Below are 24,140 nucleotides of genomic sequence, written 5' to 3'. Positions count from 1 at the left end.
AGGTGTTTTTATTGTCTTAGTAATTCTGTTTGATACATGTCTGAAGGTTGTGCTACTTCTATAAAACGGGCCTCCGCATGATTTCTGCTGATGATCAAAATTTTTTGATCGCCAATATTGACCTGCTGCATATCCCTTGCTTCCCCATAAACTGCGAATCCACTGTGACAAGCTTCTACTGCTTCAAATTCACCTCCTCCTTCTCCTTTCAGGAAGTTTCCATAAGAAGCATCATAACGGCCCAGGCTGGGCACGTTTCCATCAAAGTTACCCACTGCCAGGATATCTAGCAATCCGTCATGATCAAAATTACCTGTCTGAAAAGCATAGATGGGAGAAAACTGGGCTGGCAAGGGTAAGTCATGGATGCTGTATTCTCCACTTCCTTCATTAAGCAGATACACTGACTGTAGCATCTGCGCTTTTTTGATCACCGAATTGCTGATAAAAGCTTCGGAAAACACCTGATCAAAAGTGTGGCTGGCAAAGGAAGCGTAGTCGTTATAACGAATCCTTATGGGAGGCATCTGCTTTTTCAGGGCATCCAGTCCGGCATACACCCACTCTTTGCTCTGCCGATAATAGGTGATAATTGGGTCTACCATCAGGTTATTGTCAAAGTCTTTGACGTACAAACCCAAAGGCTCTTCTTTTGAGGCTTTGAGTTCTGTATTGAGGCCCAAATTACCGCATAGCAAATCCTGCTTACCATCAGCATTCAAATCAGCTAACGCAATGGTATTCCACCACCCTGAAGTATTGGGAATCTCTCTTTTTTCAACGCTATGCTCTCCAAAGAACAAAAATGTGATAGGCATCCACTCTCCTACTACAACCAGCTCCTGGCTATCTTCCGACCAGACTGCATCAGTGACCATGCCCAAAGCTTGTAATGTCTTTATATAGGCTGAAGTATCTTTGAGCAAACGCCCATGCCCATCATTCCAGAGCAGTTCACTATCAGGCGAAAGTCCATAAGCTCCGGCAACGGAACGACTGCCGACAAACAAATCCTGATGACCATCTTTATTAAAATCAGCCGCTACTACGCAAGCGCCATTGAGTTTGGGTAAAATTTGTGGGGATTTGGTAAAATTACCCTGCCCATCGTTGAGATACATCCGGTCTTCATTGTTAATGCTTTCGTTAAACTGTCCGCCACCGCTGACCACATACAGGTCTGCATCGCCATCTCCTTCCACATCAAAGAAAAGCGCGTCTACATCTTCTTTCTCCTGATCTTCGGCAAACACAGGATGATTACTTTTGACAAAAAGCACCAAATCTCTTTCTGTTTGAAAATATAATTCTCCTGCCTGACCTGCTGCTCCACCAATGTAAAAATCTTCCAGACCATCGCCATTAACATCTGCCACGGCCAGCCGGGGGCCTTCGGTAGATAGTTTATGAGGAAGGAGTCTTTCGGTATTAAAGTCCACATAATGGTTCTCCTGATGTTTAAAGGACACTCCTGACTGTGCTGTGATATCACGGAAAATTTTAGTAGAAGCCAGTTTTGCTTTATGCTTAGCGGCAGCTTCTTTCTCAATTTCCAGACTTTGATCTGCCTTAATATTTACCATCACCTGCAGACTTCCATCAGGCCAGATGACTGTGATTTTGTCAATGTTTTCTATCTCGCCTAAGCCGAAGTTCAGCGCATAATCTACTGACGATTGCCAGCCCCTGACCGGATAAAGTTCCTGCATTTGCTTTTGTCCATTGGCTTCTACTACCACTCTTGCTCCTACACCAAATGGGTTTTGCTGATCTCCTTTAAGTTTTATTTTGATGTAATGATGCTGCTTTACTTTTTCTGTATTATTGCGATATACTGAAGCCAGGGCGTTCAGATGATTGACCACCAGGTCCAGATCGCCATCATTGTCCAGATCCGCGTAGGCCGCACCCATAGAATATCCCACTTCATCCAAACCCCAATCGGCAGAGACATTATTAAAGCTTAGATTTCCATTGTTCTGATAAGCATAATTTGCCACAGCTCCTTCAGGCATACTGTGGGCTTTTTCCAGGGCAGATTGGCTGTTGGAGATTTTTTCATCGTACGTAAAATTGATGTAATCCAGGTCAATCGGACGACGCAAGATACCGTTGGTGATGAAAATATCTTTCCAGCCATCATTATCCAGGTCAGCCATCAAGGCAGACCAGCTCCAGTCGGTAGCATCTATGCCCGCCAGCTGGCCGATCTCACTAAACTGCACATTGTTCTCAAAAAGATTTCCCCGGTTGAGGTGCAGCATATTGCGGGGATATTGATAGTAGTAGCCAAAGCCCAGTTTGTACTCATAAATATCGTAGGGATCAGGTCCGGCAGACTTTTTCCTGATGATTTCATCCTCCGGCTTCATGTCCAGTGTAATGATATCTAATAGCTCATCATTGTTAAAATCAGCAATATCACTACCCATAGAAAATGTACTGCTATGCCCCAGTGTACCCTTGATGCCTTCTCTGAAAGTACCATCACAGTTGTTGTAATACACGTAATCATTTTCGTGAAAGTCGTTGGAGACATAAATATCGGGGCAGCCATTATCATCCAGATCACCAATGCCTACTGCCAGCCCATAGCCTAGTGCAGCACCATAGATTCCTGCTTCTTCGGTCACATCATGAAAGACACCATCATCATTTCTGAACAACTGATCTCCGGCGAGGCTGTCTCGTTTTGTGCGCAAAGCCGCTTTGATATATACATCGGGATTGTGCACCGCATGCCTGAGCTGATACATATCCAGGTCACCATCGCCATCATAATCAAAAAAAGCAGCCTGCTGGGCATAGCCTGTGATATCCAGATTATACTCCGCTGCACTCTCCGTAAAAGTCAGGTCTCCGCCGGTAGTAGCGCCGTTGTTGATAAACAGCTGATTGTGTCCCTGAAAAGATTTATACTGAGAAACCTGTGACACGTAGATGTCCAGCCATCCATCCGCATTGACATCTGCCATCACCACTCCGGTAGTCCAGTAGTTGGAGCCCGATAAACCGGCTACATCTGCCTGTTCGGTTATGTCTTCAAAGACAAAATTTCCTTTGTTGAGGTAAAGCTTATTAGGTAATTGATTAGACGTAAAATACAGGTCTGCCAGTCCATCGCGATTGACATCTCCTACCGCCACACCACCTCCATTGTGTGCATACAGATATTCATTGATGTTGATCTCCTCCGTTTCTTCCAGCTGATTGATAAAAGTCACGCCTGTTTTTTCCGAGGGTAAAGTCGTAAAAAGTTTGGGTTCCGGCTGACAGGCAGAAAATAAGCAGGCGATGAGAATAATGCCTGCCAACCATGCTGGCACATGCTTGCTTTTGATCAATATGGTAGCTAAGAAACTGCTCACAGATTGGGAGTTTGTAGTCCTTCCGCAATAGACTCTTGTTGATGAATCACTTTCAGAGCCTGCACTTTGGCATTATTTTTCACCATGAAAAGCACTTCCGTGTCCTTCATTTTCACAGAAGCAATGTCCCGTAATTGCCCTTCTACTTTCAGTCCGATGGCCCGGTTAGAAATTGCTTCAAAAGTGCCATCTCCATTGCCTTTCAGGAAAGTGCCATAGCTGGCATCATACCGCCCTACCTCCGGTTTAGCCTCGTACAGATTTCCGCCCAAAAGAATATCTGCTATGCCATCCTGATCCAAATCTTCAATATGCAGGGCATAAATCGGAGTACTCTGCGCCTCTCGGGGGAGAGGTTGTACTGCAAATGTACCATCTCCCTGGTTCAGCAACGCCATACTTTCCAGCGTAGTCACCTGATGGACAATTGCCGATGACAACTGCTGCTCACTGAATATATCGTTGATTTGCTGGAGTTTATAGCTTTCGTTTTTGAGGTATTTTTTACGCAGAGAAGGCAGTTGTTTCACCAGGTCATGCTGAAGTACCAGCGGGTATAGAGAGTCTTTATTGTAAGTGCAGACAATCTGTTCCACATTACCATTGCCATCAAAATCATTGATATAGCAGGCAATAGGTTTTTCCTCACTGGCTCTGAAACGGGAGTTCAGGCCATGATTTCCTGCCACTATATCCATATCGCCATCAGCATCCAGGTCAGCCACTTCAACCGTATTCCACCAACCTGCCAGATTTGACAGCCCAGCTTTTTCAGAAACATTTTCCAGCCTGCCTTCCTGATTCTCAAACAGCTGTATGCTCATCCATTCACCAACCACCAACAGGTCTGTCCAGCCATCGGCGTTATAATCCAGCCACTTCGCGTCCCGTATCAGTCCCAGATTGTTCAGGGCGGCAGCTTTTTCTTCATTGACATTTTCAAAATTTCCGCTACCATCATTTTCCAGCAGGTAGCCGTTCTGAGCTACACCATAAAGTCTGTCCCTAAGCCTGACGCCCACAAACAAATCCTGATCTCCATCCTGATCGTAATCCGCTGCGGCTACGCAGGAAGTGCTTTCAAAACGTGAAGTAGGTAAAAGCTGATTGGACTTGGTAAAATTTCCCTTACCATCGTTGAAATACAGCCTGTCCGATAAAGCGGAAGAGCTGATGGAGTACTCACTTCCACCACTCACCACATACAAATCCAGATCATGGTCATTGTCAGCATCAAAAAACAGGGCATCCACATCCTCATGTCGCTTATCTTCTTCCCAAATATTTTGCTGGCTTTTGATCATTTTACCATCGGAGGTCTGTAAAAACAGTTTGGCAGGAAAGTCTTTGGCTCCCCCCATAAACACATCCTCTCTGCCATCACCATTGACATCTCCTACCGCCATGCGGGGGCCTTCGGTAGAATTCATGTGGAAGAGCAGCGCGTCTTTATCAAAATCGCTGTACTCATTTTCCTGATGGGAGAAGTCATCAGGAAGATTATCACTGAGGTCATAAAAAGAGATTCCATTTGAAGTTGGAATGCTAAACTTTGTAAACATATTGATCGCTTCCGCTTCCATTTCATCTACTGTGATGCTTTGGTCAGCCGAGATATTTTGAAGCAAAGTTTTTTTGCCGGAAGGCCATTCAACTAATAAAGAGTCTAGCTTATCAATATTTCCTAAACCGAAATGCAAACCGTAGTCCACTGAGGACTGAAAACCCCGCATTGGTGTCTGTTCCAGGTAAAATTTTTGGTCATCCGCAAAAGCAGTGACTTTGGTGCCTACCGCAAAAGTGTTCCGGTCCTTTCCTTTTAGCTTTACTTTAAGGTAATGATGCTCTGGGTAGAATGCATTGGCCTGATTTTGATATACAAAGGCTGGCATATTCACATTATTGACCACCAGGTCCAGGTCACCATCATTGTCCAGGTCACCATAAGCGGAGCCGTTGGAAAAGCTGGGCTGATGCAGTCCCCAGGCCTGGGTACTATCCTCAAAAGTCATTTGCTCCTGTCCAGCATATACAAAATTGGCAATAGGTTCGGAAGGAATCATGTCTATCAACTTTTTATAGTTGACACCTTCTTCTGTGACTATACTTTTGACCACCACATCGCTGGAAATGAATTTCAGGTAATCCTGATTGAGTATATCCTGATAGATCCCATTGGTGATATAAATATCTTTGAAGCCATTATTGTCCAGATCGGCCATTAGCGCACTCCAGCTCCAATCAGTAGCCTCTACGCCACTCAGTCTACCTATTTCGCTGAAGGAAATATCCTTTTTAGCCAATGGTTTTAAAGTTGTGTTTGCAGGACCATTATTTAGGTGCAACATATTGCGGGTATACTGATGATAATAGTCGTTCTTGACATTATAGCGGTACTTATTCCAGTTTTCAAAGGTCATACTGGTCTTGAGCCTCTCTTCGCTTTGGGGAAGCATCTCGGTGACAAAGATTTCGGGATAGCCATCCCCGCTGAGGTCGGCCACATCCGCTCCCATAGAAGCCATGCTGATGGAAGGCATCTGTGCTGGCAATGCTTCGCGGAAGGTGCCATCTCCATTATTCATGTAGATGTAATCACGCTCAAAAAAGTCGTTACACACATAGATGTCGGTCCAGCCATCCTTATCCAGATCGGAGGTTAAAATACCAAGCCCAAAACCGATTACGCTACTATAAATGTTGGCTGATTCACTTACGTCAGAGAAGCGACCACCATTATTTTGATACAATTTATCCCCACCCATAGGGTCACGCTGGGTACGCTCGTTTTCCTTCAGGTTGAAAGAGCCGATAGAGCGAAAAGAGTTGTTGAGCAGATATACATCCAGGTCACCATCTTTGTCATAGTCAAAAAAAGCGGCCTGGGTTGAATAGCCCATATCGGCCAGCCCATAAGCTTCTGCTTCTTCAGTGAAGCTGGGGATACCCTGTGCATCACTTCCCTGATTGATAAAAAGTTCGTTCTGTCGGTCGTCCCCTTCCACATCTCCGGAATTGCAGACATAAATATCCAGCAGGCCATCGCCATTGATATCAACCATGCTTACCCCGGTAGACCAGGCTCTGCTACCTGCCACTCCTGCACTTGGCGTGATATCTTCAAATGTAAAGTCGCCATGATTGAGGTAAAGCTTATTTTCACCCATGTTGGCCGTAAAATAAAGATCAGGCAGCCCATCATTATTTACATCTCCTATGGCGACACCCCCTCCGTTGTAGAAATTACGGTAGGTATAAATATTAAATTCACGACTATTTTCCACCGTATTCTGAAAATCAATGTGCGTTTCCTCTGCGCTCATCAAACGAAACAAAGAATGCTCCTGGGCAGAAGATTCTTCCTCAGTCTCGCAGGCAGTAGTCACTAATAAGCCCAAAAAAATAATTGTCCAGATTGCATTCCTCATGATTCACCCTCCTTATTTTTCACTGTCAAATCCACATACCAAATATTGATCATGTGCTTGCTAATATCTTTGTATACCGTAATCCGGCGGTTTCCGTCTACTTTTACATAGACATCATCTTTATAAAAGTAGGGGCTGTTGATTTTCATAAAACCTTCTCCATACCATCTCTCCAGCAGTTGTAATACATCGGATAAAAGAAGCTCTCCCCGCTGATCATCCACGGCAATATTTTCATAGTAAATCGCGGCTTCCATTTCCGTGATCACATCATTTTTGAACTTGGGAAAAAAGTTAATGGCAGCAGGGTATTTCAGTTCATCCTTCAATTTGCACTCCACCCAGTTGCCACTCCTCAATCCTCCCTGCTTAAACTTTCCTTCTAAGTTTTGATTGAAGCAGTAGTCCTTAAAAGCTTCTCTGGACATGTTAAAATATATTCCCCTGAAAAGGCTGTCGTAGCGCAAGCCACTGGCTAATTCTTTCTCTTCCAATTCAATATACCGTTCTTCCGGACTTTCCTGGCAGGCAGTCAGACCAAAAAAGCCTAATAAAAAAAGCAGATATTTGTACTTTTTAAGCCACTTCATACTTCGGTCTATTGCCTATTTTTTTCAAGTAACACCATACAATCATTATTTCTAGAAATCAAAAGAAGAGATCTATTTCCGGCTTTGATACTCTCTATAGCTCGTATCTCTCCTTTAATATTTACTCCTGAAACTTCTGCGCGTAAAGCCTGAAAACTTCCTTTACCATCTCCTTCAAGCAGCAGTCCCTGTAAGGCATCGTAAATCCCAACCTGCGGTTTTGACCAGTGGAAATTACCTCCGATCAGCACATCGGCCAATGCATCACCATCAAAATCATCTATTTCAATCGCATAAACAGGAGCCAACTGTGCTTCCAGGGGTAAGGCTTTTCTGCTAAACTTTCCTCCTTCATTGATAAAATATGAGGACTCGGTAGTCACTACCTTCTGATGTACAGATTTATCTACCAACTCCTGCCCGAAGATATCTGTTATCGTTTGCTCTTTGTAATCATGAAATTTGAGGTACTTTTTCTTCAGCGAAGGGAGCTGACCTACCAGTTCGGTACGGGTCACCATAGGATAGGCTTGCTCTCCATTATAACAGGTGATGATCTGCTCAGCCTTTCCGTTGCCATCAAAATCATTGACATACATGCTGAGCGGTTTTTCAAGGCTTGCTTTGAAGTTAGAATTGAGCCCATGATTACCTGCCACCAAATCCATGTCGCCATCCTGGTCTATGTCCGCTACTTCAATATTATTCCAAAGTCCTTCGGTATTTTGCAGGCCTGTACTTTCAGAAACTTCCTTAAAGGTTCCACCTTCATTTTCAAAAAGCTTTACGCCCATCCATTCTCCTACGATCACCAAATCCATATCCTGATCGTTATCGTAATCCAGCCATCTGGCATCGGTGATCATTCCCAGTTCTCTTAATTGGGGAGCGATTTCCAGACTAACGTCTTCAAACTCAGCTTTTCCATTATTTCTCAGCAGGTAGCCGTTCATAGGCACACCGTAGAGGAAGGGCTTTGCCCTTACCCCTACAAACAAATCTATATCGCCATCGCCATCAAAATCCGCTGCTTCTACTGTTGAAGTATTTTCAAACTGTGAAGTGGGCAGAAGCTGATCGGAAAAGCTGAAATTTCCTCTCCCATCGTTGAGGTATAGGCGGTCTCTGAGGGTGGAAGAACTGGAAGGAAATTCATTGCCACCGCTGCACACATACAGGTCTACATCGCCATCATGATCGGCATCAAAAAATACCGCATCGCTATCTTCCGCTTTATTATGCCGCGTAAAAGCATCCTGAGGCAAATTTTTAAACTGACCTCCTACGGTCTGAAGGTATAATTTTCCGGGCTGTCCTACTCCACCGCCTACAAATACATCCTCTCTACCATCCCCATTGACATCTGCTTTGCAAAGGGCTGCGCCTTCTGCGGAAAGCATATGGAAAAGCAATGGGTCACGGTCAAAATCTATGAAACTGGTTTTCTGATGCTGAAAACCCAGAGGAAACTGTTCTGTTACTTCCTGAAAGACAGGTAAAGGTTCTTCCACCACACTTGCCAGCTTTGCCTGGCTGGTTTGATCTTGCTCCTGCTGTACCACCGTGAGTAACTGATCTGCCTTTACATTTCTGAGTAGCTGCACTGTCAAATCGGGCCAGCGAATGATTACAGAATCAATGCCTGTAATCTTTCCCAGTCCAAAGTGCAGCCGTGGATCTACAGAGGATTGATAACCTCGCATGGGTGCCAGCTCCTGATAAAAGGTTTTCCCCTCACTTTTTAGCGTAATCTGTGTGCCCAGGCCTGCTGAGTTTCTTCCTTTGGCTTCCAGTTTGAAAGTCAGAAAGTGATTTTTTTCTTCAGCAGCCTCTGAATTATTTCTCAACACATAGGGAGGCATATTAACATTGCTCACCACCAGGTCCAGATCACCATCATTATCCAGGTCACCATAGGCTGAGCCATTGGAGAAGCTGGGACAATCCAGCCCCCAGTCCGCTGCCTTATTGCTGAATGTCAGGTCACCATTATTTTGAAAAGCATAGTTAGTGACAGCCTTGGAAGGGATGCTATCAATCATCTGTTTCAGGAATTTATCCTTCTCATCCAGCAGCTTTTGTATGGTGAGCGGATTCGCGTAGAAATTGATATAGTCCTGATCCGTAAGGTCTTTGTAAATACCATTGGCAACATAGATGTCTTTGTTACCATCATTATCCAAATCAGCGATCAGTGCGCCCCAACTCCAATCGGTAGCATCCACACCTGCCATACGGGAAATTTCACTGAAGGATACCTGCGCATTACTTCCATGGCTAACTTTACCTCTGTTAAGTTGCAGCACATTGCGGGGAAATTGCCGATGATAACCAGCCTTGATGTTGGCCTGGTATTTATTCCAGTCTTCAAATATGGTTTTGGTCTTGAGTCTGCCCTCATCTTCAGGCAGCATTTCGGTGACAAAAATTTCGGGAAAAGCATCATTATTGATATCCGCCATATCAGCGCCCATTGAACCTAGACTGATTTCTCCTATCATGGTTTCCAAGCTTTCACTAAAAGTCCCATCATGATTATTCAGATAGAGGTAATCCTTTTCAAAAAAATCGTTGGAAACAAAAATATCCTGCCAGCCATCTTTATTGACATCCCCGATGGTAACCCCCAGCCCAAAGCCAATGGCACTGCCATAAATTCCAGCTTCTTCGCTCACATCACTAAAGCTTTCCCCCTCGTTACGGTAGAGTTTGTTGCCTCCGTATGGATCACGGATTTCGCGCTGGTCTTTTCTCAGATCGTAGCCTCCTACCGAACGAATGGAATTGTTGAGCAGGTACATATCCAGGTCACCATCTTTATCATAGTCAAAGAAGGCGGCATGGGTGGATAAACCATAATCCGCTATTCCATAGTCTTTGGCCAATTCCTTAAAGGTGGGTACGCCATCTTCATTATTCCCCTGGTTGATAAACAGCTCGTTATGCCGCTGCTCACCTTCAGGTTTGCCTGATTTGCACACATAAATATCCAGCCAGCCATCGCCATTGATATCTACCATACTGACTCCTGTTGACCATACTTTTTCACTTTTTAGCCCGGCAGTTTCGGTAATATCTTCAAACCTGAAATCACCCTGATTCAGGTAAAGGCGATTGCTCACCATATTTCCGCAAAAGAAGATATCCGCCAGGCCATCATTGTTTACATCGCCGATGCTTACTCCCGCTCCATTGTAGAAGTTGCGATAGGTATAGGTATTAAAGGCTTCAGTATATTTCAGATCATTCCGAAAATCAATGCGGGTATGGTCTGGAGAAAGCAATGTAAATCGTTTGTCTGCGCCAGGATTACAAAGTTCTGTGCTTTCTTCTCCTTTTTCACAAGCACCCAAAAACAGACATGCCCAAGCAAAAATAGCGCAGGCAGGCTTATTCCTGGCAAAGCTTATAAGCATGTATATGTTCAGTATCCGCTGCATCATCCAACAAATTTTCAAAAGCAGGGAGTAAATTAATTCACTCCCCGCCTGAACTTATCTACTTCACACTAACTAATACCCTGGATTTTGTACCAGATTTGGATTACCGTTTAACTGAGCAGCTGGTATCGGGAATAAGTTTTTGTTGGGATCAGACGCATCCTTTTCCCACCAGGGAGCATTAAATCGGTCAAAACGAATCATATTGGTACGACTATGTCCTTCAAAGGCTACTTCTCTCTGAATTTCCTCAAAAAGTGCATCTTCTGTCAGAGGATCAATTGGACCCAGCTCTGATCTTTCCCTCACCTGACGCACCAGTTCTACTGCTTCCGCGCTGGATGGATTCAATCTCCACAAGGCTTCTGCTCTCATCAGGAGAATGTCACCATAGCGTAACAGCGGGAAGTCGTTGTCCATATCCAACTGGATTCCTCTTTCAAACTCAAACTTACCGATACGCGCACCTGCATCACTAAAGGCAAAAGGAGTCAGTTCATTGATGTAGGGCGTAAAAACAATAGGCGGGCCGCTGGGGTCCATATTACCTTCCGAGTCCACTTCAATCGCTCCGTTGGGATCTAGGAGGGGCTCACCAGTAGCAGAATACTGCTGCCCTACAATAAACATATCCTTGCGTACGTCTTCATCTTCAAAGGAATTGTAAAATTCTTCCAGGGCGGTATAACCATTCCACGGACCGGTAGAAAAATTGTAAGTACGGGCATTAAGAGGGTGCAGCGTACGCATGTGCAAGCTAAATCCGTTGGCATTGCCCGCCTCGTAGGGAATGACAAAAATATTCTCGCTTGACCCGCTATTCTGCACGGCAAAATTATCAAAGTAATTTACTTCCAGCGAAAACTGTCCGCCATCAATAATTTCCTGAGCCGTAGAAGCAGCCAGTTCCCACTCTGGGGTCCCGGTATACACTTCTGCATTCAGGTACAATTTGGTCAAGAGCGCCATGGCTGCCCATTTGTTCATTCTTCCGTAGGTTGCAGTACTTACTTCTTCTGGCAAGACCTGAATCACTTCATTCAACTCATCTACAAGGAAACCGAACACCTCGGCCCGTGCGGTACGTGTAGGATTAGGCTCAGCATCAGAGAATGAAGTAATGAAAGGCACGTCACCAAACATGTCTATCATCAGAAAGTAGTAGTAGGCTCTGAGTGCTCTCAGCTCTGCTACAAAGCGCTCAGCCTGCTCAGGTGGAGCTAAATCCTGAAGCTGCTCAATCAGACGATTGCAGGTAGAGATACCTCCAAAACCCATGTTCCAGGATGCATTAAACGCACCGAAAGTAATCTCCCATTCGTGGCGATGCAATCGTGCCCAGATGCCTCCATCGTCCCAGGGACCGAATTTGGCAGGTGCAGCGCTGGTGGCTGTTGACAGCTCCTGTACCGACCAGGGGTCACCGGCATAAGCATATAATGAAGTATAGGCTGTACCAAGTGCAGCGACAAACTGATCGTCTGTCTGAAAAAAGTCGTCGGGTGTGAGTTCACTATATAGTTCTGTATCCAGGTCTGTGCAGGAGAGCCCCAACATGATTGTCATGCACATTAACCCTTTTGTAAGTATATTTTTCATGAGTGGTTGCTATTTTAGAATCCTACATTAAGGCCAAAAGTGTATGTCCTGGTCCGGAAATAGGAGTTACGATCGTCTATGCCAGGTGCCAGCTGATTTCCTCCATAATCATAATGTACTTCAGGATCTACCCCAGTGTAATCAGTAATGACAAAAAGATTTTGTCCGGTAAGATAAAATCTCAGGTTTTTGAAAACGGATTCATCTCCCAAGCTCACATTGTAGCCTAGTGTAGCGTTATCCAGTTTAAAGAAATCTGCCTTCTCCACATAATAGCTATTCCAGGATTCTGGCTGAGTAAGCTCTGGCAGATAGTACTTGGTTCTCACCGGATTATAGTTGTTGGAAGCCGCCGGAGATTCATAATAAGCACGGTTGATGTTCACCAGGCTATGCCCGAATGCACCACGCATCACAAAGTTGAGGTCAAAATTACCGAAGGTAAGGGAGTTGTTCCATGACAATTCAAAGTCAGGAAGCCCGTTTCCTACTACTAGAGCATCGTCAATTTGGGTAATGTTACCATCCTCATTCTGATCTGTAATGATGCGTTGTCCATCTTCATTTAAGCCTTCAAAGATCGGTGCCATAATGTCCCCGATTTCTTCTCCTTCTTTGAGACGAATGACCAGGGTTCCATTCAGGCCGGGAGGGCCAAGGTTTCCTAAAAACAACTGGGTATTTTCATCATTTAACTTTACCAGTTCAGTATTGAAAGTTGAAAAAGTAACCCCGGTATTATAAGTAAACCCTTCATTACTTTGTAAGGCCAGATAATTCACCAACACTTCCAAACCATTACTTTTTAGTTCTCCAATATTCTTAAGAGTAGTGCCAAAGAAATTAGGTGGTACCGGAACACTGATAGACTGCAATACATCTTTGGTGTCTCGTATGTAATAATCTAACGAACCGCTCAGGCGATTATTCATGAAAGCGAAATCCAAACCTATATTTGTTTCTGCTTTTTGTTCCCACTTAAGGTCAGGATTAGGGTTAGAGGCTACGCCGAAACTGGGCACATAGGCTCCATTGTACAGAAATCTGGCTCCCGGACCTAAACGTTGAAGATACTCATAGTTTTCATTTGGAATGTTACCCGTGATACCATAACCCGCTCTAAGCTTAAGCATTTCCATAGGCAAATCGGCCAGACGCTGAATATCTATACCACCACTGAAGGAGTAAAAATCACCCCAGCGGTTATTGGCACCAAACTTAGATGAGCCCTCACGTCTGTACGCTGCTGTAAGGAAGTAGGTATCATCAAAGTTAAAGATAGCCCGTCCAAAAAAGGAGATTAGCCGGGACTCCTCCCTCGCACTCCCCATAGAAGCCAGGTTATTGGCGATATCCAGTCCCAAGCCTAAATTGTTGTACAATAATTCGTCGGTGATAAAATTACCATTGGCAGCACTGAAATTTTCGTAGCCTAGCTCCTGCCATGAATAACCTACTACCGTATTCAGGCCTAGCTTACCGATTTGTCTTTTGAAAGAACCGGTAAGTTCAAAAAGCTCGTTGAGACGATCTTCTGAAAATTTATTCGCCAATCCATTTCTTCCCTGACCGGAGTTAAACCTCATCCTGGAAGTAAAATACTGAGAACGCATGTCACTTTCGTACTGCTGAGAATAAAAGGCACTAAGATTTAGTCCACTGAGTACTTCAAACTCAGCTCTCAGGCTACCCAGTATGGTTTTGAAGTTTCCCTCATCGGTTACTTCCCTGGAAATCGCGTAAGGATTATGATACTCGGGCGTAGAAGGTTCCCAGTAGCCAAGGGTAGGATCATTTTCAAGATAGATAGGAGCCGTTGGGTCGGCAATAATGGCAAACCTAAGTGCTTCATAATTAACAAAGTCAGCCTTCCTTCTGGTGATACCAATATTGGCTGTCAGGTTCAGGCGATCATTGATAGCTCTCTGGGTAAGATTCAACCTGCCATTGAGCTGATCAAAACCACTGCCTATGGCAATACCTTCCACATCACGGTAGTTTACAGACACCCGATAGCTGGAAGACTTACTGCTATTGGACAAAGACACATTGTGTACATTGGAAACACCAGTCTGCGTAACCAGATCCAGCCAGTCGGTTTCATAGCCATTGTCCTGCCCTCCAGCTTCTATAAATTGCTCGGGAGTAGAGTTGGGTACAAACCTTGCTACTTCTTCTATAGCCACATAGCCATTATAATCAATAGCCGAAGTTCCTTCTATTCCTCCTTTTTTGGTGGTAACAATGATCACACCTGAAGCACCCCGTGTACCATAAATGGCAGCAGCCGATGCATCTTTAAGTACTTCAATAGATGCAATATCATTAGGGTCAACCGACTGCAGCGAGCCTCCTACCACACCGTCAATTACTATCAGAGGTTGAGAGTTGGCACCAAAAGTAGATAAACCTCTCAGGCGTACATTAAAGCCCGCGTTAGGGTCGCCACCTGGTTTGGCAATGGATAAGCCGGCTACTTTTCCCTGAAGCAACTGTGCAGGATCATTGACGTTTCCCCGGTTAAACTCTTTTTCATCCACACTGGCGACCGAACTGGTAATCTCCTTTTTTTCCGCAGTACCGTAACCAATTACCACCACTTCGCTCAGGCTTTTGATGTCCTCACTCAGCGTAATGTTGATAACATCTCTTCCATTAATAGCAACTTCTTCAGTAAGATAGCCGATGGAGGAAAATACCAGTGTGTTGTCACTGCTTGCTACCTGTATACTATAATTTCCATCCACATCCGTTACTGTTCCTTCACTTTTACCTTGTATGAGAATATTGACACCCGGTAAAGCAGAACCATCTGATAAAGCGGTAACTTGTCCACTAATGGTCCTGGTATTTTGAGCATATATGAAACTAACAGGTAGCAGTAAAAGTATAAATAGTCCTTTCCTCACTACCTGTCTGAGCAGATAGAAAAGGAGCCAACGATTGAATAGTAGAATCTTTGACATCGCATGATAGTTTTAGGTTGTGATAAAAAATAAATGAACCCGCTCAGCTTAGGACAGAGCGATATTCAGGTGTATAAAGCTACAGGCTTAGTAGCCTTTTTTTGGGGTATTAAATTGTAAGGATAATGGAGGTAATGGTTTAAGATTGTTGAATTAATTTTAATCTGATGCCCGTGGTCCCTGGTGTGTTGAACTACTGAAATAATCTGGGAAGATTGTTGTAGTCCCTACGAATTCAATGTATCCTCTAGGATACTCTGGTATCAGTCCGATACAGCTTACGCTTACAATCCAAAAATCACCCTATTACAAATCTCATAAAATTCTCAGATTGCTATGATACTAATTTGATGATTTGTAACGGGAAAAACATACAGTATTTTACCCTATATTTACACTATTTTATCTCAATTAGAAAAGCATATCCTAATATCGGGATAATTTAGTTTTATTTTTCAATTTTGGTTTGTTAATAAAGAATTGATATCAGCAATATCTATAAGGCCATTTCATTGAAAATTTTTCAACAAAATCCTTATATTCAATCTCTCTTCATTATCTTCTCCGCTGCTTTTTTAAAATATGCTCTCAGAAGGCTTCGTATGGAAAAGGTAGAGTTGACAAAAAAATTAACGGAAAGTGAGGGTATGCTTAAAGGGAGTAATGCCGGTAAGATAAACATGTTTACCTTCGGTTCTTAAGCTTCCGAAATGTGAGCTGTATTTTTCCCCTTCCAAACGGTGAATGGATCGGTGCGCAACTGTACCTGGCCCAAACTGTATGCTGTTGTCTCCTGCTTTATATTCTCCTGTTCCTTCTTCCAGAAAAAAGTTATCCTCTCCATCTTCCGCTCGGCTGACGCCTGATAACTCTCCTTCTTCTTCAAAACAAAGCTCAATAGTGACCGCCACTTCGTCCTGTCCGTTTACCTCAAAACTCACTTCATTGCTACCATTTTTTTCTTCTACAGTGACAGTAGTTTCCAGCATTTTTATATTGCTGGTGGGGCGATCAGCAAAGGACATCTTGTTCCAGAAACGATCATCAATACTGGGGGTGAGAGCATAATCACCGTTTTGCCTTCTTTTGTCCTGCGGTAAAGGCTGGTAATAGGGCACTTCCAGTTTTTGGTGCAGCACATACTTATTACCTTCTTTCTTCAAGCCTTCGCTTCTGAAGTAGCCCATGCTAAAAAATTGTGAAGATAAACGCATGTATTTCAAGACTGCATCACCTTTCCGAAACGAAAAGAAGTTCGGGCTGTTGGCACGTCCCGAAGCAATAATCATTGGCCAGTCTACCCCTCCAAAAATAGTGGTACTGCTATCTCCCCGGCGGATTCTAGCCAGATGAGAGGTGGTAAAAAACTTTTCAAAGTCGGTGGGCGGTGGCGTACTTTTAGGTAACTCCTGCTGCAGCAATGGTTCTTCCATAAAATCTACCAGAGCATGATCTAAGACATTTCCAAAATCCTCAAACTGCTCAATGATCCTGCATATTCCGGCATACTCATGGTTTTGATCTCGTATGGCCAGGTAGCGGTAATGCAGGTAATAGGCAACCATACTTTTAGAGGAGTACTGATCCTGCCGCCGAGAATCTACGGTTACCAGTTCGCCATTGGGTTCCATGTAATAATAGGTCATGTTCAGATTTTTCCGCACCGGTTCCAGCAGAGAAGGTATATCCAGCAAACGGCTTATGGTGATGAGCGCCCGATCTACGACTTCCGAATAATTCCGGCTTCTTTCCAGAAAATGTCCGTCACTGTCAATGTATATGCCCTCACCCAGCCAGTCATGGATTCTGTTAACGTACTTTTCATTCGGGTACAAAGCATTAAGGCGAGCCAGCGCAGCACTGATTACCCAGCGGTGGTTGGGCGTATGTACACCGCCTACCGTTAGCGCGTCGCCTGCTTTGAGTAAAAACTGTTTTACCCCACTTTTAACCTCTTCCAGTGCTTTCGTATCCTCCTCAACCAGCAAAGACGTACCAGCGCAGAGCAGTTCTACCAAAAATGCCGTATCAGGAGGTGATTCCAGATTACCTGCATTCATAGTGCCATCCGGTCGCTGCTCCTGTAGCAGAAAGCGAACGATTTTTTCAAGATAAGCCGATACTTCAGGGCTCTGATGGTAAGTGGATTGCTCATTGCTATAAGCTGCGGATAACATTCCAAACGCATAACCCAGCCTTCTGCTATAGCGGTTGATCTCCTCATCTTTAGAGGCGAGCAGTTGGGCAAGCTGGCTGTCATTCGCTTTGACTAATCTTTTCATGAGCGCTTGGTCAGTAGTATTTTTTGCAGGAGATAATTCATCTGCTATCGGCAAGGCATGCGTGGGAAAAGCTAATGCAAGCGTGCTTAACTGAAGGGATTGTTTAAGAAAGGTGTGGCGGGTGATTTTTTGCATCACAAGAGAGGGTTTTTATTATTTTTTCTGAAGCTAAACTTTGTTTCAGAATTCCAAAAGTCAAAAAGTGAGCATTAAAAAAAACTCTCGCCTTTGGTTAAGACGAGAGTTTTAAGCGTAGAGAATTAATTATAATCAGGATTTTGTGTAAAGCCACTGATGTCAATTTCAGACTGTGGAATTGGCCTTAGTAAATTTTTTACTGTCAGGTCATTGTTTAAGGCTGCATGCGGATTGTATTCTAAAGTACGCTCCACAAGCTGTCCGGTTCTTTTCAAATCCATCCAGCGGTTTACTTCACCCATCAGTTCTCTGGCTCTTTCGTCCAGGATAAAATCAAGGTCAACTTCGCTTTCAGTTATAGGCGTAGTAAGTCCTGCTCTGGCTCTTAGAGTAGTCAGAAGGTCAGCAGCTTCGGCAACATTTCCTAATTGTAGATTGGCTTCGGCAGCGATCAGGTAGGCTTCACCAGCCCGCATCATCACCATATCTCTGGTGCCTTCTGACTGTTGATCGGGTTGGGTAAAAGGTACGCCAGGATTGTCAAACTTTCTGAACATGGGATAATGCACGTCGGTGACCCCATTGTTGGTAAAGTACGTTCCTGGATTAATAACTGCATAAGGAACCGCATCTATGGCTTCCTGGCTCCAGGCCGTCTTGGGAAAATAAATGGCTGTATCTCCGGCCAGAATGCTACCATCTTCGGAATCTATCTCTGCGTAGATTACTCTTCTATAGGTTGCGTCAGCTCTTTCATCTCCTTCTTCAAACAGCTTGAAAAAGAATGGAGTAGGGGCCGGGCCTAGTCCTTTTTGATACTGATTGCCACGGGTCATGCCGGGATAATCAAAATAGCGGAATTTGTACATCATGTGCCTGGAATTGCCCCATCCTCTGCTCACCACATCACCACCGAACAAGTAGGCAAAAACCACTTCGGGATTCCGTTGGTTGCCGACGTCTACCAGTTCCTCAAAAGAGGATACCAGCGGATACTTTGAAATGATGGTTGCTGCCAAAGCAGCTGCTTCGGTAAAATCTTCAGAAGTTCCAAATGACTTGTAACCTCGGGTAAGCAGTACCTTAGACATCAGGTGTCTTACGGCGTCTTTGGAAACTCTGCCATACGCTTCAGGATTTTCACTCACCCCTTGCAGTGCATCTTCCAGGTCTGTGATAATTTGCGCATACACTTCCTCTTCAGAGGCACGAAAAAAGTCTGTTTCTGCGGTAGTCACCTGATACAAGACCAAAGGAACGCCCCCATAATTTTCAACCAGATTGAAATAAGACCAGGCCCTGAAAAATTTGGCCTCAGCCATACCTGTAGTTTTGGTTTCTTCATCTACGCCCTGAATGGCCTCAGCATTATCCAGCACCACATTGGCTGCTGAAATGACGGAATACTGATTGTCCCAGTATACATCAAATACCCAGATGGTAGAATTCATGTTCACGTAATCGTTGATAGGATCTACGCCTGAAACCACAGTTCCCCGTGTGACGAGATCGGTGCCCAGATCTTCCAGTGTGTAGTACATATCTGCTGTGTACTTGGTGGTGGTTTCCCGGGCACGTTCGTATACGGATGCTACCAGTTGGTCAAAAGTCTCAGGGTTTTCGCTGGCAGTTTCCAGAGAAAGTGCAGTGCGGTTTTCTTCTTCCAGAAAGTCTTCACAGGCAGAAAGCCCTAAGACAAAGAGGAAAGATAAGATTAAGCTGGTGATTTTATGATTGAATATTTTCATTGTGTTCATTTTTAATTTACTGAATTTTTAGAAACTCAGGTTGATTCCTGCCATGTAAGTACGTGACATAAAGGCTGCGCCCCAGTCATTTCTTCCGGCATTTTCAGGGTCCCAACCATCATAATCGGTCATGATAAATGGGTCCTGCACTGTGGCATACATGCGTAGGCTTCCAAGGTTCAATCGGTCAAGCAGCGTTCCGGGCAGCGTATAGCCCAGGGTAATGTAGCCTACCTTGGTGAATGACACATCTCTGTATTTGATCACATCCTGGTACTGACCGCCATTACCGGGCTGATACCATTCGTCGGTAGGGTTAGTAGGAGTCCAGTAGTCTATTTTGTATCCATTAAAAACTCTTGAAGGCACATTGTCCCAGGGAAATGAAGTAGCATTGTGGAAGTTACTCCTGATTTTATTACCCTGGCTGGTATAGACAAAGAAGGAGAAATCAAAATTCTTGTAGTTCATGGTACTGGTGATGCCCCCCGTCCATATCGGAGTTACGTTGCCGATAATGACCCGATCTTCTTCAGGAGTAATTTGTCCGTCATCATTCTGGTCTACTACTTTGACCTGTCCGGGAAATTGGTCGTACTTGGCGGCTTCATCCGCCTCATCCAGCTGCCATACGCCATCCAGCTCATAATTATAAATTGAACCGATAGGCTCGCCCACTCTGTTGATCAGGCTGGTTCCCTGTACAGTAAACATGATATCATCCAGGCCTCCGTACAGCTTGTCTATGGTATTTCTGTTGAGCGAGAAGTTGAAATTGGTGGTCCATTTGAATGCATTGTTATCAAAATTTACTGTATTCAGACCGAACTCAATTCCTTTGTTGGTAGACTCACCCACATTATCAAATGTTCCGCCAAATCCGGTCACAGAAGGTAAAGGTCTGAAGAATATGATATCTGTGTTTTTCCGATTATACACATCTATGGAACCATAAATACGGTTATTCAAAAACCCAAAATCAATTCCAAGATTCACTTCTGTAGTTCTCTCCCAGGTCAGATCTGCATTTGCCAGGCTATTGATATATAATGTCTGCACTGAGGCATCTCCCAAATTGGTGGAACTCGCTACCAGTAGTGACTGAGAGCCTAATGGGCTAAGCCCTCCTCCCTGACCGTTGTTTCCGGTTTGGCCATAGCTTAATCGCAGTTTGGCTTCTGAAAAAATATTCTGATCGCTCATAAAGTCTTCCTCTACAATTCGCCATGCAAAGGCAGCAGAAGGGAAAAAGGCCCATTTGTTTTGATCAGAAAGTATGGAAGCGCCATCGTAGCGTCCGGTAAGGGTAAATAAGTATTTATCCAGCAAGCCATAGTTGACTCTGGCAGTGTAGGACTCTATGGACTGTTTGGCAAAGTCACTGGACAAATCATTGATATCCAGACCAGCATCCAGGTTGTAAAACTTGTAGTCGTCGGTAGAGAAATTACGCACCTGAGTGAAGTAACTCTCCCGTCTCTCCATGTACTGAGAATAAACCAGGGTAGCATTCAGATTGTGGATATTACCAAAGGATCGCGAATAATTTGCGATGTTATCCCAGGTATAGGAAAAATAATTAAAGTTATTCACCTGCGCCCTTCTACTGGCTATATTCCCATTGGTACTTTTGGAATACAATCCTCTGTATTCTCCATAACGGGTAAATTTGATATTTGGAGAGAATTTGGTAGTGAACGTAAGACCTTCCAGAGGCGTGATCTTCAGTGCGATGTCACCCAGATATTGTAGGTATTTGTCTTCTTTGGTAATATTGGCGGGGTCAAATAGAGGGTTGGTAATCTGGGTTTCTTTTTGTGTGGGCCAGAATTTTAATGTTCCATCTTCATTATAGGGTCTACCGATAGGCTTAAGCCGGTATGCACTTCTAAAAGCTTCCCAGCTACCGGTGTTTTGAATAGCCATGGTTACATAATTGTTGTAACTCAGGTTGAGCCAGTCGGCAAGATCACTGCTGAAGTTACCCCGCAGGTTAAATCTGGTAAAGTCTTCACCCTCAATATTGCCTTCATCTTTGGTGTAACCAAAGCCAACACCATACACAGTTGTTTCTGACCCACCACTGAGGTCTACGGTATGGTTGGTCTGAAAACCATTTTGTAATATCAGATCTACCCAGTCGGTATTAACGCCATCGGCAACATTCTGCATTTCCTCTTCATCCAGATAGTCGGACAAAACCACATCTTCTCTCCTATAATCCAGGTCGCCGCTGGCAAACTGATTACCCACCACCACATCTTTCAGAAACTCCACATACTCAGGCCCGTTGTAGTTTGGGGGAAGATGGTAGGCCTGCTTCACACCGACATAGTTGTTGTATCTGACGCTCAACTTGCCTTCGGAACCTCTTTTGGTTTTGATAATCACCACACCATTACTGCCTCTTGACCCGTAAATTGCTGTGGCTGAAGCATCTTTCAGCACATCCATTCTTTCAATATCGGCAGGGTTTAGAAAAGAGATATCATCTACAAAAATGCCATCTACAATAAAGAGAGGATTCTGTCCCGGATTAAAACCACCTTGCGCAGCGGTCTCATTGGTATTGATGGTACTTGCTCCCCGAATACGGATGTTAAAACCCCCACTGCCCGGTTTGTTGTCGGTTCGCTGAATCACCACTCCGGGCACCTGCCCCTGCAACGAAGAAACCGCATCTACTTTGTTCACTTTTTCCAGTTGCTCCGCATCCATAGACACTACTGAGCCGGTGAGGTCGGTACGCTTTACTTCTCCGTAGCCCACTACAACTACTTCGCCCAAGGCCTGAATATCAGGTACGAGTGAAACATTGATTACATTTTGATCACCAATCGCTACTTCTTCGGTGGTGTATCCCACAGAAGAAAAAACCAGTGTCGTAGCATCATCCGACACATTGAGGCGGTAATTACCTTCTATATCGGTCACTGTACCTGTGGTAGTATTTTTAACCAAAATACTTACCCCCGGCAAGGGATCATTATTCTCATCGGTTACCTTACCAGTGATGGTTTTAGCCAGTATCATTTTCTGAGAAACACTCTGCATGCCCAGGCTAAATACCGGGCTAATCACTCCCTCCCTTTCTTCATTAATGCTATTTCTGGCTTCAACTTTTTGAATAGCCTTTTCCTCACGTTCTGCTGCCTTGATGATATAATGGCTTTCATCAATTTTCTTGTAGGTAAGTCCCAGCGGTTCCAGAAGATGAGACAGCAACTGATCAAAATCCTCAAAGTTCAGTGCCGACTTATTCACAATTTTCTTCTCCACCACTTTCTGGTCAAACATAAAATTGACCTCATAACGGGTACCTATTTCTTCCAGTACCTGCTTCAGTTGCTGCTGGTTCTGCACTTTTTCTGAGGCAGGCTCATTATGATGCACCTCCCTGCTGTCTGTTACAGCGGCAAGCTGCTGAGCCATTGCTCCGCTTTGGTAGCAACAAATCAGCGCGACCACCAAATAATTAGTACATTTTTGTACAAAATTTACCATAATCGTTTAGTTTTAGGATTAGACGTTTATTTATCATCCTGCCGGTAATGGTGCCCCCACACCGCTGGCAGGATTTTTTTATGGATTGCTAAATATGATTTGCTTACCCTTCTGCTCTACCTCTATCCCATAGATCTCAGAGATTGCAGATAATATCACTTCTGTATCTTTCAGGGATAGCTTGGCAGTAGCGGTTAAGCTGATATCTTTCAGCTCATTATCAGGGATCACCACTTCAAAGCCGTAATAATCTTCCAGTGCACGAGCGATTTCAGCCAGAGAAGTATTGTCCAGCAGTAGTTCCTGGTTACGCCAGGTAGAATAGTTTTCCGGATTGACAATTTGCTTTGAAAGGCTTTGGGTATTTTCAGAGAAAGTAACCAGTTCGCCAGGCTCCATAAATATTTCCTCCGAAGTATCTTCTTTGTTCACTGCCAGTTTTACTTTACCGGAGTGCAAAACTACTTCCGTATCGCCGCGGCGGTTATTGACATTAAACTCAGTGCCCAAAACTTCCACATTCATCTGCGAAGCGTGCACTTCAAATTTGCGGTCATCCTGGGTATGTACCACCGAGAAATAAGCTTCGCCATCCAGCCATACCTGACGTACCGGATTCTCTTCCCAATCAGTAGCATAACTGAGGCTGGAATTGGCATTTAGCGTAACTTCAGAGCCATCGGGCAGGCTAATGGTTTTCACCTCCCCGAAGGCTGTTTGCACAGTGGTAGTATTGTTTTGAGAGTTGAGATACAGCAATGTGGCAAAACCAAGCAGCAATATGCCCACCCAAACCGCTGCCATGCGGTACCACGGACGAGAGCCTTGCACATATTGCGTTTTTTCCTGAAGAGGAGAAAGTTGAACAGACTTAGCAGCGGTGGCTTTGGCAAAAATCTCTTTACGGAGTTTTTCTTTTTCAGCACTACTTAACCCTTCAAGAGGAGAAACTTTATCCTCAGGAGCAGCATCAAACCAGGCGTTAAACAGCCTTTCGCCTTCCTGAGAGGGTTTTCCGGATAAATAGTCACGGATAATTTTATCCAAATCTTTTTGACTCATGCACTATGTAGATTG

General features: G+C 44.3%; 10 protein-coding genes. All 10 read right to left on the bottom strand.

Features of this window, described 5'->3' with window-relative positions:
- Positions 1-8 precede the first annotated feature (8 nt).
- Positions 9-3,368, bottom strand: a complete 3,360-nt coding sequence (locus tag WJR50_RS15710; RefSeq protein ID WP_341294257.1) for a VCBS repeat-containing protein — start codon at positions 3,366-3,368, stop codon at positions 9-11.
- Positions 3,365-6,796: a VCBS repeat-containing protein gene (locus WJR50_RS15705; RefSeq protein ID WP_341294256.1), complete on the bottom strand. Its 3,432-nt coding sequence runs from the start codon at positions 6,794-6,796 to the stop codon at positions 3,365-3,367. Before WJR50_RS15705 ends, WJR50_RS15710 begins: the two co-directional genes overlap by 4 nt.
- Positions 6,793-7,386 (bottom strand): hypothetical protein, encoded by a 594-nt coding sequence (locus WJR50_RS15700; protein WP_341294255.1) that lies wholly within the window; start codon positions 7,384-7,386, stop codon positions 6,793-6,795. Before WJR50_RS15700 ends, WJR50_RS15705 begins: the two co-directional genes overlap by 4 nt.
- Before the next feature lie 8 nt (positions 7,387-7,394).
- Positions 7,395-10,802: a VCBS repeat-containing protein gene (locus tag WJR50_RS15695; RefSeq protein WP_341294254.1), complete on the bottom strand. Its 3,408-nt coding sequence runs from the start codon at positions 10,800-10,802 to the stop codon at positions 7,395-7,397.
- A 96-nt stretch (positions 10,803-10,898) separates the two neighbouring features.
- Entirely contained in the window at positions 10,899-12,425 is a 1,527-nt protein-coding gene (locus tag WJR50_RS15690) for a RagB/SusD family nutrient uptake outer membrane protein (RefSeq protein WP_341294253.1), read from the bottom strand.
- 14 nt (positions 12,426-12,439) lie between these two features.
- Positions 12,440-15,391: a SusC/RagA family TonB-linked outer membrane protein gene (locus tag WJR50_RS15685; protein WP_341294252.1), complete on the bottom strand. Its 2,952-nt coding sequence runs from the start codon at positions 15,389-15,391 to the stop codon at positions 12,440-12,442.
- A 629-nt stretch (positions 15,392-16,020) separates the two neighbouring features.
- Positions 16,021-17,808: a hypothetical protein gene (locus tag WJR50_RS15680; protein ID WP_341294251.1), complete on the bottom strand. Its 1,788-nt coding sequence runs from the start codon at positions 17,806-17,808 to the stop codon at positions 16,021-16,023.
- A 125-nt stretch (positions 17,809-17,933) separates the two neighbouring features.
- Positions 17,934-19,559 (bottom strand): RagB/SusD family nutrient uptake outer membrane protein, encoded by a 1,626-nt coding sequence (locus WJR50_RS15675; protein WP_341294250.1) that lies wholly within the window; start codon positions 19,557-19,559, stop codon positions 17,934-17,936.
- Between the two features lie 27 nt (positions 19,560-19,586).
- Positions 19,587-23,063, bottom strand: a complete 3,477-nt coding sequence (locus WJR50_RS15670; protein ID WP_341294249.1) for a SusC/RagA family TonB-linked outer membrane protein — start codon at positions 23,061-23,063, stop codon at positions 19,587-19,589.
- A 78-nt stretch (positions 23,064-23,141) separates the two neighbouring features.
- Positions 23,142-24,125: a FecR family protein gene (locus tag WJR50_RS15665; RefSeq protein ID WP_341294248.1), complete on the bottom strand. Its 984-nt coding sequence runs from the start codon at positions 24,123-24,125 to the stop codon at positions 23,142-23,144.
- Positions 24,126-24,140: the final 15 nt, after the last annotated feature.

The organism is Catalinimonas locisalis (assembly GCF_038039535.1).
GTDB lineage: Bacteria > Bacteroidota > Bacteroidia > Cytophagales > Cyclobacteriaceae > Catalinimonas.
Note: the sequence above shows the minus strand (reverse complement) of the source record. Positions and strands in the feature narration are given on the sequence as shown.

What these genes read in the sequence shown, in the direction of transcription:
- WJR50_RS15705 (WP_341294256.1), bottom strand. Translation starts at nt 6,796, where the DNA reads ATGAGGAATGCAATCTGGACAATTATTTTTTTGGGCTTATTAGTGACT.
- WJR50_RS15700 (WP_341294255.1), bottom strand. Translation starts at nt 7,386, where the DNA reads ATGAAGTGGCTTAAAAAGTACAAATATCTGCTTTTTTTATTAGGCTTT.
- WJR50_RS15695 (WP_341294254.1), bottom strand. Translation starts at nt 10,802, where the DNA reads ATGCTTATAAGCTTTGCCAGGAATAAGCCTGCCTGCGCTATTTTTGCT.
- WJR50_RS15690 (WP_341294253.1), bottom strand. Translation starts at nt 12,425, where the DNA reads ATGAAAAATATACTTACAAAAGGGTTAATGTGCATGACAATCATGTTG.
- WJR50_RS15685 (WP_341294252.1), bottom strand. Translation starts at nt 15,391, where the DNA reads ATGTCAAAGATTCTACTATTCAATCGTTGGCTCCTTTTCTATCTGCTC.
- WJR50_RS15680 (WP_341294251.1), bottom strand. Translation starts at nt 17,808, where the DNA reads ATGCAAAAAATCACCCGCCACACCTTTCTTAAACAATCCCTTCAGTTA.
- WJR50_RS15675 (WP_341294250.1), bottom strand. Translation starts at nt 19,559, where the DNA reads ATGAAAATATTCAATCATAAAATCACCAGCTTAATCTTATCTTTCCTC.
- WJR50_RS15670 (WP_341294249.1), bottom strand. Translation starts at nt 23,063, where the DNA reads ATGGTAAATTTTGTACAAAAATGTACTAATTATTTGGTGGTCGCGCTG.
- WJR50_RS15665 (WP_341294248.1), bottom strand. Translation starts at nt 24,125, where the DNA reads ATGAGTCAAAAAGATTTGGATAAAATTATCCGTGACTATTTATCCGGA.